This is a genomic window from Ochrobactrum sp. Marseille-Q0166 (assembly GCF_014397025.1).
Classification (GTDB): domain Bacteria; phylum Pseudomonadota; class Alphaproteobacteria; order Rhizobiales; family Rhizobiaceae; genus Brucella.
Genome location: NZ_JACJUO010000002.1, coordinates 282,620 through 299,666 on the forward strand (window position 1 = coordinate 282,620; position 17,047 = coordinate 299,666).

Consider the following 17,047-nt stretch of genomic DNA (forward strand, 5'->3'; position numbering starts at 1 on the left):
CAAGCAAGGACAAAGCGACAAATCTTCAACATTGGAGGAGCATCATGAGCACCGGATTTTTCGGCGACATTCAGAAAATACGTTACGAAGGACCTGACAGCGACAATCCGCTGGCATTCCGCCACTACAATCCAGACGAGATCGTCCTTGGCAAGCGCATGGAAGATCATCTTCGCTTTGCAGTCGCCTATTGGCATACATTTGCATGGGAAGGTGGCGACCCCTTCGGCGGACGTACCTTCGACCGACCTTGGTATAAGGATGGTCTTGAGGCTGCGAAGCTGAAGGCCGATGTGGCCTTTGAGTTCTTCTCGCTTCTCGGAGCACCTTTTTATTGCTTCCATGACGCCGATGTGCGCCCGGAAGGCAATAACTTTGCTGAGAACACGAAGAACCTTGAAGCGATTGTGGATATTTTCGAGCGCAAGCAGGCCGAGACCGGCATCAAGCTTTTGTGGGGCACAGCCAATCTCTTCTCGCATCGCCGCTATATGTCAGGCGCTGCGACCAATCCTGATCCGGAAGTGTTTGCCTTTGCAGCCGCAACTGTTAAAACCTGTCTTGACGCGACCAAGCGTCTTGGCGGCGACAATTACGTGCTTTGGGGCGGTCGTGAGGGTTATGAAACCCTGCTCAACACCGACCTCACACGCGAGCTCGACAATATGGGCCGCTTCCTGAACATGGTGGTTGAGTACAAGCACAAGATCGGCTTCAAAGGCACGATCCTGATTGAGCCAAAGCCGCAGGAACCAACCAAGCATCAGTATGATTATGATGTCGCAACGGTTTATGGTTTCCTCAAGCGCTACGGTCTGGAAAACGAAGTCAAGGTCAACATAGAACAGGGCCATGCCATTCTCGCGGGCCATTCGTTTGAGCATGAGCTGGCACTGGCCCGCAGCCTTGGCATTCTCGGTTCCATCGACATGAACCGCAATGACTACCAGTCGGGCTGGGATACAGATCAGTTCCCGAACAATGTGCCGGAAATGGCGCTGGCCTATTATCAGGTTCTGCTGGATGGTGGTTTCAAGAATGGCGGCACCAATTTCGACGCCAAGCTGCGTCGTCAGTCGCTTGATCCACAGGATCTGTTGATCGGCCACATTGGCGGCATGGATTGCTGTGCACGTGGCCTCAAGGCTGCTGCCCGCATGATACAGGATGGCGCGTTGAGCAAGCCCCTCGATGAACGCTATGCTGGCTGGTCGGGTGATTTCGGTAAAAAAATCTCAGCCGGCGTTTCGCTGGAAGAACTTGCTCAGGAAGTCGTCAACAAGGATATCAACCCGCAGCCAAAATCTGGCCGTCAGGAATATCTGGAAAATGTCGTCAACCGATACGTTTGATCATACACGAAGCAAAAAAACCCCGCTCAATGAGCGGGGTTTTTATTTAGTTTAAAGCCACATCATGTGGTGCACGACAGGTAGCAAAACGGTCCAACTTCTGGTCATACACAGACGTTTTGACCGCCATCATACCAAGCACGGTATGAAACACATTATCATGCGAGGAAGGCTCTGCCGTTGTCTTGCGCAGACAATCGGCATTGAGACCAGTGTCGGCGGCATATTCCGGCGCAAACCAGGTGATAAACGGTATATGTGTCTGCTGCGACGGTGCAATGAAATAGGGCGCTGCATGAAGGTAAAGACCGTCCTCACCAAGTGACTCGCCATGATCGGACATATAGATCATGGCTGAAGCAAACTTGTCCTCATGCGCTTTGAGAAGATCGATCACTTCAGACAGAATATGATCCGTATAGAGGATCGAATTGTCATAGGCATTGACGATCTCTTCCTGTGAACATTTAACGAAATCATTTGAACGACAATCAGGCTTGAAACCCGCATATTCAGCCGGATATCGCCTGTAATAGGCTGGGCCATGGCTACCCGTCATGTGCAAAACGATTGTCGCATTGCCGGTAGTTTCGCTCAGTTCTTTCGACAGGCTGTCGATCAGTATCTGATCGAGACATTCGCCCCCTTCGCAATAGCGCTTGTCCTGCGCACCTTGCAGATCGATGAGCTTTATGCGTTCAGCAACACCCTTGCTGCCGGTGTTATTCTCATACCAACTCGTCTGCACACCTGCATGTTTGAGCACATCCATCAGATTTTCGGAGCCACGGAACTTGGTGCTGGAATAATCCTCACGGGTGAAAGGCGAAAACATGCAAGGCACAGAAACGGAAGTTTCCGTCCCACAACTCGTCGTATTGGTGAAGGCAATAACGCCTTGCTGTTTCAATTCAGGATTAGTTTCACGCGCATAACCGTTGAGGCTGAAATTCTGTGCACGCGCAGTTTCACCGACAACCACCACTGTCACCAGTTTTTTTCCGGCCGGCAATTGTGTCAATGTTTGTCTGGCATTGACGCCGAGCGGCTGCATAACAATAGTGCGGTTTTTATAAACATGTGAGACATATTGAATTGTGCTGGCAATGGGGGTGCTTGGCATGAGTTTCTGCATGATATCAGCGCCATGCTCACGAAACATCGATGAATAAGCCGCATAATTCGACCCAAGTATGGTGACTGAAACAATCAAACAGGCGAGGATGACACCTGTGTTTACCATCAGCTTGCCGAGAATAGGTCGATGCTTGACGCGCACCCATGCGATCAACAGCGATGGGACAACACCAAAAATCAACATGTGCCACAGGAAGCTTGGCGTAAGCAGAGCGCCGGACTCGGCTTTCGTGGTCGTGAGTGCGGCTTCAACGACATATTTGTCGATGATGGTTCCGAAAGTATCGGTGAAATAAGAGCCGCCCGCCGCGATCAACACAAACAGGATCAGCATCGGCTTGATGATAAATTTTGCCGAAAAGAACACGAACAACGCCACGTGCAGCGCAAGAAGCGCGACTGCAATGCCCACAAGTCTCCAAGGAGAATCGGCATAATAGGAACCGATTGCTCGCCAGAACGAGATGTTTGTGAAAATAAGGACGTAAAGTGCCGTCAAAAGGCACAGTGGCCCACTGGCAATCACAGGGCGGAACTTCTGCATGGCAGATGCTTTCGAATAGCTTTGAATTCGCACCCCCTACAGCACCGACAGATCATTGCGTCGGTTGTATCAGGCACACCCTGTGCAAACATGAAATCAAGATGGCTTTTCTACGGCGGCACAAACGAGCCATTGGTCATGCCTAATCGCTCAAATAAAAACGCCGCCATATATGGCGGCGTTTTCAGTTTCATTCCGCGTCAGAGGCTTACCCATCCGCCGTTCTTGTTTGATGAGCGGACACAGGCATCAATGAATGCGACGCCTTTGACGCCATCATCAACCGTGGGATAGATGACCGCCGTGTCGAGCCTCGTATCATCACGTCGCGCCTGAATGGCGTGAGCTGCTTCAGTATAGATCGTCGCAAAGGCTTCCAGATAACCTTCCGGATGCCCTGCTGGAATACGTGTAACACGTGTCGCTGCATTGCCAACGCCCGCACCGCCGCGGGTGATGAGGCGCTTCTGTTCACCAAACGGTGTGAACCACAGCCGGTTTGGGTCTTCCTGGGCCCATTCAATGCCGCCCTTGGTACCATAGACACGCAAACGAAGACCATTTTCATTCCCTGGCGCCACTTGGCTGCACCAGAGCATACCCTTGGCTCCACCTGCAAAACGCAGCATCACATGCGCATTGTCATCCAGACGACGCCCCGGCACAAAACTGTCGAGATCAGCAGCCAGACTTTCAAGCGTGAGGTTAGTGACAAAGGATGCAAGGTTGAACGCATGCGTGCCGATATCACCCGTTGCACCACCAAGACCCGATTGCGCCGGGTCAGTACGCCAGACGGCACCCTTGGCGCCGGTCTCCTCAACCGCTTCCGTGAGCCAGTCCTGCACATATTCGACCTGTACCACCCGCAGATCACCCAACTCACCATTGGCAATCATTTCGCGCGCCTGCCGAACCATCGGATAGCCGGTATAATTATGGGTAAGCACAAAAAGTGCACCGCTTTCATCAGCCACTTTCTTGAGCTTCTTTGCATCCGCCAAGGTCGAGGTCAGCGGCTTGTCACAGATGACATGAATGCCTCGGCGTAGAAACTCCTTGGCAGCGTCATAATGCACATGATTTGGCGTCACGATAGCAACCGCCTCAATGCCATTTTTGAGCCGCGCCTCGCGGATCGCCATGTCCTTATAACTCGAATAGATACGATCCTCGGCAAGGCCAAGTTCCCGTCCCGAAGCCTGTGCTTTTTCCGCAGAAGAGGACAAGGCGCCTGCCACCAGTTCAAAACGATTGTCCAGCCGCGAAGCCATACGATGCACACCACCGATAAAGGCCCCTGCACCACCGCCAACCATACCAAGCCGAATGCGTGGATTGGCTGTTTCTTTGGTTTTTGCTTCAATGGTCATCGTGGTTCCTCAAAGCCCCAGCATACGTCGATTGGCAGCATCGTCTGTGCCGCCGGCTGCGAAATCGTCAAATGCCTTCTCGGTGACACGGATGATATGGTGCTTCACAAACTCAGCCCCTTCACGTGCACCATCTTCAGGATGCTTCAACGCGCATTCCCATTCGACAACAGCCCAGCCGTCAAAATCATTGGCTGCCATTTTCGAGAACACAGAACCAAAATCGACCTGACCATCCCCCAGCGAACGGAAGCGGCCAGCGCGATTAACCCAGCCCTGATAGCCACCATAAACGCCTTGACGCCCCGTCGGATTAAACTCGGCGTCTTTGACGTGGAACATCTTGATGCGGTCTTTATAAATGTCGATATTGTCGAGGTAATCGAGACATTGCAGCACATAATGCGAAGGATCGTAGAGCATGTTTGCCCGCGGATGGTTCTTAACCCGCTCCAAAAACATCTCAAACGTCACGCCATCATGTAGATCTTCGCCGGGATGGATTTCGTAGCAAATATCGACGCCATGCTCATCCGCATGATCAAGGATTGGCAGCCAACGACGCGCAAGCTCATCAAACGCTGTCTCGACCAGACCAGCCGGACGCTGCGGCCAAGGATAGATGAACGGCCACGCCAAAGCGCCTGAGAATGTGGCATGCGCACCAATACCCAGATTGCGGGAAGCACGGATTGCCATTTTGACCTGCTCAACCGCCCATGCCTGACGCGCTTTCGGATTACCGCGCACTTCCTGCGCCGCAAAGCCATCAAATGCTTCATCATAGGCCGGATGTACGGCGACAAGCTGACCTTGCAAATGCGTCGAAAGCTCGGTGACCTCTACACCGTTTTCACGCGCGACACCGGCGAACTCATCACAATAATCTTTAGACTCCGAGGCCTTCTTCAGATCGATCAACTGGCTTGCCCAGGTGGGAACCTGCACACCTGCATAGCCTTTTTCAGCCGCCCATTTGGTAATACCGTCCCATGTGTTAAAGGGCGCTTCGTCGCCCGCAAACTGCCCGAGAAAAATCCCGGGCCCTTTGATCGTTTTCATCAAAAGTCCTCCAAATGAAACTCAAACGTAAATCAGGGCAATACAGATACGCGCCCGACCAGCGGGCGCGCAGCAGAAAGTCAGAAAGGAGAATCCGGGAAGTAGAACTGCTCGGCATTATCCTTTGTGATCAGTGTGGCATCGAGAATGTATTCACCGCTCACAGGAACCTGATCATAAAAATGTCCGGCGGCCAGCTGCATGGCTGTTGAAACCATCGCAGGCGGATAAAGAACGTCCACTGGCATAAGTTTGTCGCCATCCATGACCTTCTTGATCATGTCTTTAGAGCCAGCACCACCAATGATGTACTGAATATCGTCGCGATTGGCCTGCTTGATCGCTTCGAGCACACCAACAGCCATATCGTCATCCTGACACCAGACAACATCGATCTTCGGGTACTTTGTCAGGAAGTCCTGCATGACACGGAACGCGTCGTCGCGGTTCCAGTTGCCATACTGGCGGTCAAGAACCTTGACGTTTGAGCCAGCGATACCCTTGTCAAAGCCATCCTGGCGCTGCTGGTCAATAGGGATAGGCATGCCGCGAATAACGACGACCTGAGCATCAGGGGTATTTTTTGCGATGTATTCGCCAGCGACCTGACCAAGAGCCGGATTATTGCCTGCGATGTAAAGATCGCGGATGGAATTATCATTGTTGCTCGGAGCACGATCGACAAGAGCTACGAAAGTACCCTTATCCTTGATTTCCTTGATAGCATTGACCAGTGGATCGGGATCCGTCGGCAATACGACAAGCCCATCAAGCCCCTGCACGGCAAGATCCTGCAAAGCATTTGCCTGACTGGCTGCATCTGGTGATGTCTTAACAATAACGTTGAGGCCCGGATGCTCCTGCATCAAGAGTTTGGCAACACGTTCTGCATGATAGACAACACCGGCCGTCCAGCCATGATCAGCAGCCGGAATAGATACGCCGATCGTCACCTTCTTATCCTGCGCACTTGCCGCGCTGGTAAACGCCAAGGCTCCAGCTGCCAAAGCAGCAAAAGCAAAACCTAGAAATTTTCCTCGCATTCTTTCCTCCCAAATATACAGGGGGCTTTACCTCTGTGACCGGACCGCCCCTTCAATCCCGCCAAACTTGACCTCCGTGGCGCAGAAACGCTACGCGTTGCGCCACGGTTTATCGTCGCGCCAGCGACCGCTGGACCAGCATTGCAATGATAATGATCGCCCCCTGAATGGCGCCGATCAGATATTCGCTGATAAAATTCGAAAGCAGCATGATATTGCCGACGATTTCGAGAATGAAGGCACCGCAGATCGTGCCCCAGACACGACCGATGCCTCCTCGCAATGCCGTACCACCGACAACAACCGCTGTAATTGCCTGAAGCTCCCACAACATGCCAGTCGTCGCAGAAGTGGAACCGAGACGCGGAACATAAAGCAGCACCGCAACAGCGACACAAAGCCCTTGGACGACGTAAGCAATCGTACGAACACGCTTGACAGAAATACCCGAATAACGGGCCACGTCTTCGCTTGAACCAACCGCGATGACATGGCGTCCATAACGCGTACGATAAAGCACGAAGGCAGCAATCGCAGCAGTTACAAAAATCGCAATGACGGGAATGGGTACGCCAAAAACTGAGCCAAAATAGGCCGGGCGATACAGTGCTTGAATTTCAGGGTTGCGCAGCGTGATAGCTCCGCCCTGAGACAGCCATGTCGTCAAACCACGATAAATGCCCATCGTTCCAAGCGTCGCAATAAACGGCTCGATCCCGCCCAGAGTCGTTATCAATCCGTTGGTCAGCCCGCAAAGAGCACCGACAACAACGGCCAGAAGCACCGCGGCAATCAGCATCATGACCGGATCAGCGATAGCACCGCTGTTCATGAACATGATCATGATACTGCCGACAAAAGCGGCCATAGCGCCAACCGAAAGGTCAAGCCCGCCGGACGAGATAACATACGTCGCGCCGAGCGCGATGATAGCAATAAAGGCACTACGCGTCGCAACATTCAGCAAATTGTCGATGCTGATAAAATTTGGATTGGCAATCGTACCCAGAACAAGCAGCAAAAGCAGAGCAATGAAAGGTGCAATTGCTCGTAAATCCCAGTCACGAGATGTCTTTGGCACTCTGCTTTTGTCGGTCGCTACGTCAGTCATTTACTTACCTTTATTTTATGCCGCTTCTTCAGCGCTGACGCCTGTTGCCAGAACAACGATATCGTGTTCGGTCATGGTTTCGCCGGAAACTTCGCCTGCGATCCTGCCCTCGCGCATCACAACGATCCGGTCGCATATACCGATCAATTCTGGCATTTCGGATGATACAACGATGATGGATTTGCCTTCATCGGCCAGATTAGCGATGAATTGATAAATCTGCTCTTTGGTACCCACATCAATGCCACGCGTCGGCTCGTCAATGATGACAATGGACGGATTAAGCATCATCATCTTCGCAAGCAGAAGTTTTTGCTGGTTTCCACCCGAAAGCTGCCCGGCGAGAATATCTTTACGTCCCGTACGGATATCGAACTCTTGAATCGCATCGTCGAGCGCCGCACTCTCTTTTCGCCGATCAATCTGCAAACCGCGCACAAATTTACTGATCGACGCAAGTGTCAGATTGATGCCTATATCCTTGGTCAGCAACAATCCCTTGCCCTTGCGGTCTTCGCTTAGATAAGCGATGCCGGCAGACAGACTTTCATGCGCATTATGGAAATTGACTGGCTTGCCATTATGACGCACCTGCCCCTTACCCGGACGAAGCCCGACAACGCCCTCCATAAGCTCGGTACGCCCTGCGCCAACCAGGCCTGCAAACCCCAGGATTTCTCCCCTGCGCAATGCAAAGCTTGCTGTTTTGACATAACCCGGCACCGCGAAGTCTTGAACTTCAAGAACTTGTTCCTGCCCGCGTTGCGCTGCGCGATCCGGATAAAGTTTCGCAACATCGCGCCCCACCATCAAGCGGGCCATATCATTGGGCTGTAGCTCGGACGCCATATGAGCAGAAACGAGTGTTCCATCACGCAGCACAGTGACGCGATCCGATATCTCTTTCACCTCTGGCAAACGATGGGAGATATAAAGAACTGCGACACCCTTGGCTCGAATATCGCAAATAACCTTCAGAAGAGCCTCGGTTTCAACTGGAGTCAATGACGCAGTCGGCTCATCAAAAATCACCACGCGATGCGGCACAAGCAACACACGCGCAATCTGAACAAGCTGACGCTGCGCAATCGAAAGATTGCCGACAATCGCATCGGGATTAATATCCGCACCCAGATCACGGATGGCTTTACGTGCACCTTCGCGCATGGCTTTGTCATCGACCACAAGCCCATTTGCGAGTTCTCGCCCGAGGTAAATGTTTTGAGAAACCGTCAGATCAGGTGCCAGCAGAATCTCCTGATGCACAAGCACGATTCCCTGTGCTTCCGCCTCTACCGGATTAGAAAAAGCTATCGGCTTGCCATCAATAAGAATTTCGCCACTCGTCGGGCGTTCATTGCCTGCAAGAAGCTTCATCAGCGTCGATTTTCCGGCGCCATTTTCGCCGATAATCGCGTGCACCTCACCACCATAGATGTTGAGGTTAATACCTTTGAGCACCTGAACTGGCCCAAAAGACTTCGAAAGAGATAAAGCCTGAAGAAGCGGTGTTTCGTTTTCTTTGGAGACAGCAATCATATGCAAGCACCAAGGACAACGTTGTCGCAAGGCCTTTCGCAGCAAATTGCAAACACATGAATATCAATGAGAATATTAGAATACAACGTGAACTCCTCCCAAAGCCTCGCATTCAAACCTTAGCGCCCGCTTTGAGGTACGTAAAGCAAATTGTTTGAAAGTTATGACGCAATTCGACAGTGCTCAACGAAAGGTTGTTAAAAATAATTGACACATAATAAAATGCTGTCATTCATTCGGCATTTGCGCTTATGAATGCGTGGTTTCGATGCAAATGATACTTTTTGAATAGTGATACGCTTTGAAAAAGTCCGTTCCTGATACCCTGAACAGAATGTGTTTGCCCGCTCGGGTGGCTAGAATGCCGACTACCTGGCTTCTGCTAACTATTATCGCGGCGGCGTGGCTGCTGACACTGCCGATCACATTGCCGATCGGCCCCATGTATTGGGATACCTATCTCTATCTTGATGCGGCTCAACGCATAAATATTGGCCAGACGCCGTCAGTCGATTTTTTTACACCCGTTGGCCCATTGGGCTATTATCTCTTTGCTTGGGGATTAAACCTCTTCAAACATGCGCAACCTCTTTTGCTTGCTCAATGGTCTTTACTTGCGGTTGCAGCCCCTTTGATCGCAATAGCCTTGTCGGATTTGGCGCAGCGAAATCGCGTATGCGCCTTCGCACTTCTCATACCATTTCTGGTTTTTGCCCTCTTCCCGGCAAATACGCAGTTCGAAACACCCTATCCGGGATTAGATGGCTTTGGCATTTACAACCGCCAAACATCTCTACTGCTTTACGTATTAATGTGCGGATTGCTCTTTCTTGCGAATGGACGAAAGCTAGCAATCTTTTGTGCGATGACAATGCTGTGCCTGTTTTTGACAAAGATTACCGGATTTCTGGTCGGCGGAGTTTTCGGCTTGATCGCATTGATGGCAGGCCGAATTTCTATCCTCAATGTCTTTATCGCGACCCTCATGGTTCTCGCCATATTGGCAGGATTAGAGCTCAACACGCACATTGTTTCAGGCTATTTTTCTAACATAAAAAAATTATTGGAGATTAATGAAAGCGTATTGCTTCCGCGCTTTCTCACTGTTGTATCAAGCAAGCTGGACGTTGTGCTCCCAACAGCCATTCTCATTCTTGTGCTGGTTTGGCAGGAAATTCGCGGAAATTTCTCACCCAGTCGTTTTTTTGATCGAGGCTCAGTTTGGCTGACGGTCACTCTTCTGGGCGGTATAATTCTTGAAACACAAAATACAGGCGGCCAGGAATTCCTTTTCATCTGGCCCGTCATCGTGATGATTTACTATCGGCTGCGCGACAAAAACGGCAAAGCCAAGATTCTCTTCCTGACGCTGTCCGCTTTCTGTGTGATTCCAACCATCACCAAAGTTACACATAAGACCTTGCGTGCAATTGCCGTTGCGCCAACTTATGTTACTCCTCCAGTGACAGAGCTCAAAAACATGAGCCAGGTTTCTGCCAGACCCGATATCATGGCGCGTGCGAAACTGTTACCAGAACATTACGCAGAACATGCTGATCCTTATAAGGCTCTCGCAACACAGGGACAGCTACCAAGCTGGCGCCTTTACTCTGAACTCGACTATCAGATGTACTGGCTCATTTCAGTGGATGAAGCGGTTAAGGCGATCAAACGATTTGAGAGTGAACACAACATTCGGCTCAACAGACTGATGGCGCTTGATTTTACAGACCCTTTTCCATGGCTTCTTAACCGCACGGCCACGCGGAAGATTCAAATCGGCGCAGATCCATTTCGCACTGTTCCACCCATGACAGATGAAGTTAAGGCCGAGGTTACAGCAACCGATGGTGTATTGCGGCCTAAATGCCCTATGACGACATCCCGCCTTGCTTTGCAGAATATCTATGCGGATGCGCTTAAAGATCGCGATGTCGTGGCGCTCGATCCTTGCTGGGACTTACTGCTACGCCCCGGCATTCTCAAACAATAAAAAAGCCGGGCAAATTGCCCGGCTTTTCTCTTTACTTGATCTGCGCTTTTACAAAATCCTTGACGATACCGACAATGCCGCGTCCAAGAATTTCATCAAGCGCTGCGATGAACTCATCAACATTCGCACGACTACATATCAATGGCGGCTGAAGGCGGATCACATTACGATTATACTCTGTGAAAGCCACCAGAACGCCATGATCACGCAGCAGATGACTTCCGATAAAGCCCGGCAGCGAGCCTTTCAGCTTGTCATCCAGCATAGCCAGCACTGGGCGCAATACCATTGGCATAGCGTTGGAGAAGTCATGGAACTCCAACCCAACCATCATGCCCTTGCCGCGCACTTCCTTGATCAGTTTAGGATAGCGTGCGTGCAACTCATTCAGGCGCTCCAACAGATATTCGCCGGTTTCTGCCGAGTTATCAATGAGATGCTCATCGTAAAGCACATTGATCGTTTCAATGGAGGTGATGCAGGATTCACCAATGCCGCCGAAAGTTGCCATGGCATGGATCATTGCTGTCTTCGGCGTACCATAGGCTTTCATATAGACGTCGCGCTTGGCAATCATTGCAGCCATCGCCGTTTTGCCACCGCCCAGCGACTTGGCCAGGGCAGTAACATCCGGAATGACGCCGTAATGCTCAAAGGCATAGAACTTGCCAGTACGACCGAAACCGCACTGCACTTCGTCGGCTACCCAAACCACACCATACTGATCACAGAGCTGGCGCAGCTTCTGCCAGAATGATGCATCGGCCTGAATAATGCCCCCACCGCCCTGAATGGTTTCAAGAACGATGACGCCAATTTCCGGGTCCGCGCGGAACGCGTTTTCAATGGCATCGATATCGCCGAACGGTACGCGCACCGTATTGTCGACCAACTTGAATTCACCACGATAAAGTCCGCCATCAGTAATGGACAGCACGCCCTTTGTCTTGCCGTGGAACGAATTTTCTGCATAGACAATCTTCGGTTTCGTCGGGCCTGCGGCACGTTCTGCAACCTTGACTGCCGCTTCCATGACTTCCGAACCGGACGAGCCCAAATACACCATATCGAGATCGCCCGGAGAGCAGGCTGCAATGTCATAGGCCAGGGCAGTGGAATATTGCGACATGAAAGCAATAGCGATTTCGTGTCGCATTTCTTCCTGAAACTTGCGACGCGCTTCAAGAATACGCGGGTGGTTATGCCCCAGTGCAAGAGAGCCGAAACCACCGAAGAAATCGAGAATTCTGCGGCCGTTCTGGTCGTAATAATACATGCCTTCGGCACGTTCGATTTTCACTTTGTGAAAACCGAGCAGTTTCATGAAATGCAGCTGCCCCGGATTAAGATGTGCAGTGAAAAGCTCTGTCATGCGTGGCAGATCAAGCGCCTTGGCATCTTCGACCGTCAGAAGCTTCGGTTTGGGCGTGTTATTCGTTATAACTTGATTGGTCATGGTCTGTCCTCAAGCTGCTTTCAGTGCAAGCTTTTTGTGATATTCACTGTACGCTGCGATCAGCATGTCTTCATCGCGATATTGCGGCACCCAGCCGAGCTCCCGCTCGCCTTTTGAAACATCGAGAATGCACATCTCATCGGCAATCAGATATTGCTCCGGGTCCATCAAAGGCCTGTTAAGCCAATCAAGGAAATCCAGCGTGCGCTTGACCGCCCAGGCTGGTGTAGGAACGAGAATGGATTTCGAGCCTGCGTGCTTGACCAGATCGCCAAGCAATTTGCGCACCGGTGGCGGATTGAGCGAGCCGAGATTATAAACCTCATTCGGCACGCCTGCCTTGAAAGCCGCATAGCAAGCGGATGCACAATCGAACACGGAAATGAACTGATAAGGATTCTTGCCAGAGCCAATCATCGGCACAGGCAGGTTGTTATCAATCAGCTTGAACAGTTTTTCCAGAATACCAAGGCGTCCCGGCCCGATAATCAGACGCGGACGGAACAGCGAAATACTTATGCCACGCTTGCGCCATTCAGCAGCCAATTCTTCGGTTTTCAGCTTTGACAGCCCATATTCGCCCAGCGGATTGCAGGGATGGTCTTCCTTCTGCGGCCAAACATAAGTGTGGCCATAAACCATGTCCGTGGTGAAATGGACAAGACGCTTTGCGCCTGCTTCGTCCATTGCATGAATAATATTTTCCGTGCCGTAATAATTGACCGGGAAAAAGAAATCGTGTCGCTTGGCCCGAACCTGAAGCGGTGAAAGCATTTTGGCGGAGAGATTATAGACCATATCGTCGCCGCGAAGCCCAAGCTTGCGGATGGATTCCGGGTCGGTCACATCGGTGTAAACGAAGGTCGCTTGTTCGTAATGCGCGAGATCGCTTTTCACGATGTCTGCGACGATCACTTCGTGCCCGTCAGCGAGAAGCATGGGAGCTAGATAACGCCCCACAAAGCCATCGCCACCGAAAATAATATGTCTCATAATCCTGCCCCGACTTTTAAATTTAGACTGACGAACGGTCATGAACCGCCGCGTTCTGTTCGACCTTCGGCGGCTTACCGCTCTGTGCGATCAACACTGTTCCAATGCAGATGAAAGCGATACCGGCGATCTTGTAGGCACCCAGTTCTTCCTTGAACAAAAGCCACGCGAAAACTGCAACCGCAACATAAGCAAGGCTCAGAAAAGGATATGCAAAAGACAAATCGACTTTTGAGAGCACATACATATGTGACGCCATGGAAATCACGAACATGGTCAAGCCAGCGAAAACCCACGGATTAAAGACAATCTGAAATATCCGGTAAATCAGCGTATCTGCCGTATAGCTGGCATTACTGAATGTCATCATGCCATACTTGAGCAGTAACTGTGCTGCCGCGTTGGTCATGACCGTGAAGAGAATGAATGGGATATATTTCATCGTCTGTCCCGTGGTTTAATTTTTTAATGCAGTACGCCGCCAGAAATCGGAGCAGAACCGCGCATCGCGCATGTCTTCAAGCTGCTGCCATTCTGGAAAGCTTGCCTTGAATGTTTCAGAACTCATGCGTTGATCCTTGTACGGATTAACACGTCCACCAGCCTCGACCGTCATTTTGTCAAGCGCATTAAGCAGATCCAGCGTCTTGCGCCCGCGATTGGGAAAATCCATCGTCAGCGTATAGCCGGGCTTTGGAAATGACAGCAGGCCCGGTGAATGGACCTCGCCAAACCGCTTCAATACGGTGAGAAACGATGCCTGCCCTGCTGATCTGCTTGCTGCCAGCATAGCGGGAATGACACGCTCTGCCTCATGAAATGGTATAACACTCTGATGCTGATAAAGCCCTGCCGGACCATAAAGCCGGTTCCAGTTGCGCAAACCATCAAGCGGATAAAAGAAACCCGCAAAGCCTGTCAGATGTGGTTCCTGTTTGCGGCGTTTTGCGCGAAAATAGAGAGAGTTAAACGCCGTCAGGCTCAGCTTGTTGAGCATCGAAAATGGCAGATCAAACGGCACGCCGAGCGAAGCTTCTGCGCTATTTACTTTGCGATTGCCGTTGATGGCATGATTACCCGTGATTAGCACACCACGACCTTCTGAGCGACCACTTGCCAGCTGGTCCACCCATGCGACAGCATATTCATTGTGGCGGTCAGCTTCTTCCGCCATTGCGAAATAGTCAGCCAAATTGTCAAATGGCGTGATGCGTTCTTCAACATCCAGTGAACCAACCGGCATCAGACGGATACGGGCATTGAGAATGAGCCCTGTCAGGCCCATACCACCAATGGTTGCCGCAAATAGCTCGTTATTTTCAGAACTTGAACAGATATAATGCACGCCGTCTGAACGAAGCAGCTCAAGGCTTTCGACATGACTGCCGAAGGTTCCTCGCAAATGGTGGTTCTTGCCGTGGACATCATTGGCGATTGCACCGCCAAGCGTCACAAAACGCGTGCCGGGAGTGACGGGCAGGAAATAACCGTGCTTCGCTACAGTCGCAATAATCTCGCTCAAAAACGCGCCAGATTCAGCTTCCAGAATTCCTGTATGCGGGTCAAAACTGATAATGGTCTTGTGTGCACGCATTGGCACAAGCAAACCAGCATCATTATGGCAGCTATCGCCATAAGACCGCCCATTGCCGAAAGCGAGCAGGCTTTCCGGGCCTTCCAGCCTGGAGAACACATCGCCAAAAGCAATCGCCTTTCGCTTGCCGCGATCAATGCGTCCAAAGCTTTCGAAAGACCGGTCCATCAGCGCATTCCGGCCACAAACAGCAGAACCGCACCTATCGCGATCACCACCTGACTACGCCAGTCATTTGCAAGAAATACAACGGGATCATCGTCCATTTCCCTACGGTGTGTCAAAATCCACACGCGGATGATGATGTAGAGTACAATCGGGACCAACGGCCAGATGAGCCAAGGATAAGTGTATAGCTCGCGCACAGCACCGCTGTTGATGTAAAGTGCGAGAACCACGACGGCCGTAAAGCCGGAGGCCACGCCACTCTGGCCGATAATATCCATATCTTCAGGACGATAACCGCGGCCTGCTATACGATCTTTCTCCGTCACCGTCGAATTCTGTAGCTCAACGTAACGTTTGACCAGCGCGAGCGACAGGAAGAAGAACATGGCAAAGGCCATCAGCCAGAATGACTGCGGAATCTCGGTCGCCGCTGTTCCCCCCAATAGCCGCAGAGTATAAAGCGCTGCCAGGCAGATCACATCAATGAGCAACATCCGTTTGAGCGCCAGCGAGTAAGCAGTCGTTGCAATCAGATAAAGACCTATGACCATCGCAAACTCAGGCGGAAGCAGAAAGCATATCGCAGCCGCTGTCAGCAGAAGTAAGGCTGAAACTTTAAGTCCGAAGGGAATGCCAAGCGATCCACTCGCAAAAGGGCGCAACTTCTTGCGAGCGTGTTGGCGATCGAGTGGCAGATCAATAATATCATTAAGGATGTAAATCGCAGATGCCGCCGCGGAGAATGCAACGAAAGCCAGAACCGAAGACAGCAATACTTCGGGGTAAAAGATGGTGTGGGTAAGGATTGCAGGAACAAAAACCAGCAGGTTTTTCAGCCATTGGTGAACGCGCAACATCTTCAAATAGGGTTTGATACCGTTGGCTTTCTTTTCAAACAGACGACTACCGTGAACTTTCTGAAAGCGTGATGCGGCACGATCAGGCGCGACGACGATTGCTTCACGTGCGGCGGTAAAAACCGCTATATCGGCGCGATCATTGCCGGCATAATCAAAGCCTTTCAGACCATAATGTTCGGTTAGTGCTTGTGCTTTGCGATGAGAGGAAAGATTGGTGCTTCCATTCGTTGCAAGTACCTCATCGAAAATATGAAGCTCTTCCGCTACGGCTTGTGCCAAAGGTTGCGCTGCAGCAGTAGCCAAAACCAGTTTGCGACCACGCGCGTGTTCATGATTCAAATAATCCAGAAAATCCTGTCGATAAGGAAGCAAAGCTGGATTGAGAGATATCCTCATCGCAATTTGTTGCTTTAAATAAGCTTTGCCTGATAATAACCATATCGGTAGCAAAAATAGAAACAGCGGGTTCTTTTTTAAAAGAATAAACGCGCTTTCCCATAGCAGGTCTGTCGCGACAAGTGTTCCATCGAGATCCACAGCCAAAGGTAATTCTTGGCCTTTTAGCCGCTCATCCATTTTTCGTTATCACTTTCAAACCCGCCCCCGCATACTTTCGTCGGCCAAGCTTCCTTAGCGAGGCAAAAAACGAAAGCATAAATGAACAATGATTTAATCGTGGCTACAATCAATAATTGTTCTTGATGAGCTTGTATCTACCAAATGCCCCTTTAATCAATCCCTACGAGTTTTGGTTAATAACATTCTTCTCTACATATTCGCTGGTCTAACTTATCGCCCCGTAATATAAGGCGTCGATCTTTT

The 17,047-nt window shown here is 51.0% G+C and carries 13 protein-coding genes; 2 read left to right on the forward strand and 11 right to left on the reverse strand.

Annotation, left to right across the window (positions count from 1 at the left end; all coding sequences use genetic code 11):
• Nucleotides 1-44 precede the first annotated feature (44 nt).
• Nucleotides 45-1,352 carry a xylose isomerase gene (xylA, locus tag H5024_RS12495; RefSeq protein WP_187547295.1) on the forward strand — a complete coding sequence of 436 codons (1,308 nt, stop codon included), beginning with the start codon at nucleotides 45-47 and terminating at the stop codon, nucleotides 1,350-1,352.
• A 46-nt stretch (nucleotides 1,353-1,398) separates the two neighbouring features.
• On the opposite strand, the gene H5024_RS12500 is transcribed toward xylA, so the two are convergent.
• From H5024_RS12500 to H5024_RS12525, 6 genes are all read right to left on the reverse strand, one after another.
• The gene (locus tag H5024_RS12500; protein WP_187547297.1) at nucleotides 1,399-3,033 is read right to left on the reverse strand and encodes a phosphoethanolamine--lipid A transferase; all 1,635 of its coding nucleotides are present in this window, start codon (nucleotides 3,031-3,033) and stop codon (nucleotides 1,399-1,401) included.
• Between the two features lie 200 nt (nucleotides 3,034-3,233).
• Nucleotides 3,234-4,406 carry a Gfo/Idh/MocA family oxidoreductase gene (locus H5024_RS12505; RefSeq protein WP_187547300.1) on the reverse strand — a complete coding sequence of 391 codons (1,173 nt, stop codon included), beginning with the start codon at nucleotides 4,404-4,406 and terminating at the stop codon, nucleotides 3,234-3,236.
• A 9-nt stretch (nucleotides 4,407-4,415) separates the two neighbouring features.
• Entirely contained in the window at nucleotides 4,416-5,468 is a 1,053-nt protein-coding gene (locus H5024_RS12510) for a sugar phosphate isomerase/epimerase (RefSeq protein ID WP_187547301.1), read from the reverse strand.
• Between the two features lie 80 nt (nucleotides 5,469-5,548).
• On the reverse strand, nucleotides 5,549-6,511 hold the full coding sequence (locus H5024_RS12515) for a substrate-binding domain-containing protein (RefSeq protein ID WP_187547303.1): 963 nt from the start codon (nucleotides 6,509-6,511) through the stop codon (nucleotides 5,549-5,551).
• Nucleotides 6,512-6,620: 109 nt separating this feature from the next.
• Nucleotides 6,621-7,622, reverse strand: coding sequence for an ABC transporter permease (locus H5024_RS12520; RefSeq protein ID WP_187547305.1), 1,002 nt, complete (start codon nucleotides 7,620-7,622; stop codon nucleotides 6,621-6,623).
• A 15-nt stretch (nucleotides 7,623-7,637) separates the two neighbouring features.
• On the reverse strand, nucleotides 7,638-9,161 hold the full coding sequence (locus tag H5024_RS12525; RefSeq protein ID WP_187547307.1) for a sugar ABC transporter ATP-binding protein: 1,524 nt from the start codon (nucleotides 9,159-9,161) through the stop codon (nucleotides 7,638-7,640).
• Nucleotides 9,162-9,522: 361 nt separating this feature from the next.
• Between H5024_RS12525 and H5024_RS12530 the strand changes: the two genes are divergently transcribed.
• Nucleotides 9,523-11,154 (forward strand): hypothetical protein, encoded by a 1,632-nt coding sequence (locus tag H5024_RS12530; protein ID WP_247875278.1) that lies wholly within the window; start codon nucleotides 9,523-9,525, stop codon nucleotides 11,152-11,154.
• Nucleotides 11,155-11,185: 31 nt separating this feature from the next.
• On the opposite strand, the gene H5024_RS12535 is transcribed toward H5024_RS12530, so the two are convergent.
• From H5024_RS12535 to H5024_RS12555, 5 genes are read right to left on the reverse strand one after another with little or no spacing between them, the layout of a single operon-like run.
• Nucleotides 11,186-12,610, reverse strand: a complete 1,425-nt coding sequence (locus H5024_RS12535) for an aspartate aminotransferase family protein (RefSeq protein ID WP_187547309.1) — start codon at nucleotides 12,608-12,610, stop codon at nucleotides 11,186-11,188.
• Nucleotides 12,611-12,619: 9 nt separating this feature from the next.
• Entirely contained in the window at nucleotides 12,620-13,603 is a 984-nt protein-coding gene (locus H5024_RS12540; RefSeq protein WP_187547311.1) for an NAD(P)-dependent oxidoreductase, read from the reverse strand.
• Nucleotides 13,604-13,625: 22 nt separating this feature from the next.
• Nucleotides 13,626-14,045 carry an EamA family transporter gene (locus H5024_RS12545; RefSeq protein WP_187547313.1) on the reverse strand — a complete coding sequence of 140 codons (420 nt, stop codon included), beginning with the start codon at nucleotides 14,043-14,045 and terminating at the stop codon, nucleotides 13,626-13,628.
• 15 nt (nucleotides 14,046-14,060) lie between these two features.
• Complete coding sequence (locus H5024_RS12550; protein ID WP_187547315.1) at nucleotides 14,061-15,365, reverse strand: FAD-binding oxidoreductase; 1,305 nt, start codon at nucleotides 15,363-15,365, stop codon at nucleotides 14,061-14,063.
• Nucleotides 15,365-16,801, reverse strand: coding sequence for a UbiA family prenyltransferase (locus H5024_RS12555; protein ID WP_187547317.1), 1,437 nt, complete (start codon nucleotides 16,799-16,801; stop codon nucleotides 15,365-15,367). Before H5024_RS12555 ends, H5024_RS12550 begins: the two co-directional genes overlap by 1 nt.
• Between the last annotated feature and the right edge of the window lie 246 nt (nucleotides 16,802-17,047).

What these genes read in the sequence shown, in the direction of transcription:
- H5024_RS12510 (WP_187547301.1), bottom strand. Translation starts at nt 5,468, where the DNA reads ATGAAAACGATCAAAGGGCCCGGGATTTTTCTCGGGCAGTTTGCGGGC.
- H5024_RS12505 (WP_187547300.1), bottom strand. Translation starts at nt 4,406, where the DNA reads ATGACCATTGAAGCAAAAACCAAAGAAACAGCCAATCCACGCATTCGG.
- H5024_RS12515 (WP_187547303.1), bottom strand. Translation starts at nt 6,511, where the DNA reads ATGCGAGGAAAATTTCTAGGTTTTGCTTTTGCTGCTTTGGCAGCTGGA.
- H5024_RS12500 (WP_187547297.1), bottom strand. Translation starts at nt 3,033, where the DNA reads ATGCAGAAGTTCCGCCCTGTGATTGCCAGTGGGCCACTGTGCCTTTTG.
- xylA (WP_187547295.1), top strand. Translation starts at nt 45, where the DNA reads ATGAGCACCGGATTTTTCGGCGACATTCAGAAAATACGTTACGAAGGA.
- H5024_RS12550 (WP_187547315.1), bottom strand. Translation starts at nt 15,365, where the DNA reads ATGGACCGGTCTTTCGAAAGCTTTGGACGCATTGATCGCGGCAAGCGA.
- H5024_RS12520 (WP_187547305.1), bottom strand. Translation starts at nt 7,622, where the DNA reads ATGACTGACGTAGCGACCGACAAAAGCAGAGTGCCAAAGACATCTCGT.
- H5024_RS12530 (WP_247875278.1), top strand. Translation starts at nt 9,523, where the DNA reads ATGCCGACTACCTGGCTTCTGCTAACTATTATCGCGGCGGCGTGGCTG.
- H5024_RS12535 (WP_187547309.1), bottom strand. Translation starts at nt 12,610, where the DNA reads ATGACCAATCAAGTTATAACGAATAACACGCCCAAACCGAAGCTTCTG.
- H5024_RS12525 (WP_187547307.1), bottom strand. Translation starts at nt 9,161, where the DNA reads ATGATTGCTGTCTCCAAAGAAAACGAAACACCGCTTCTTCAGGCTTTA.
- H5024_RS12545 (WP_187547313.1), bottom strand. Translation starts at nt 14,045, where the DNA reads ATGAAATATATCCCATTCATTCTCTTCACGGTCATGACCAACGCGGCA.
- H5024_RS12540 (WP_187547311.1), bottom strand. Translation starts at nt 13,603, where the DNA reads ATGAGACATATTATTTTCGGTGGCGATGGCTTTGTGGGGCGTTATCTA.
- H5024_RS12555 (WP_187547317.1), bottom strand. Translation starts at nt 16,801, where the DNA reads ATGGATGAGCGGCTAAAAGGCCAAGAATTACCTTTGGCTGTGGATCTC.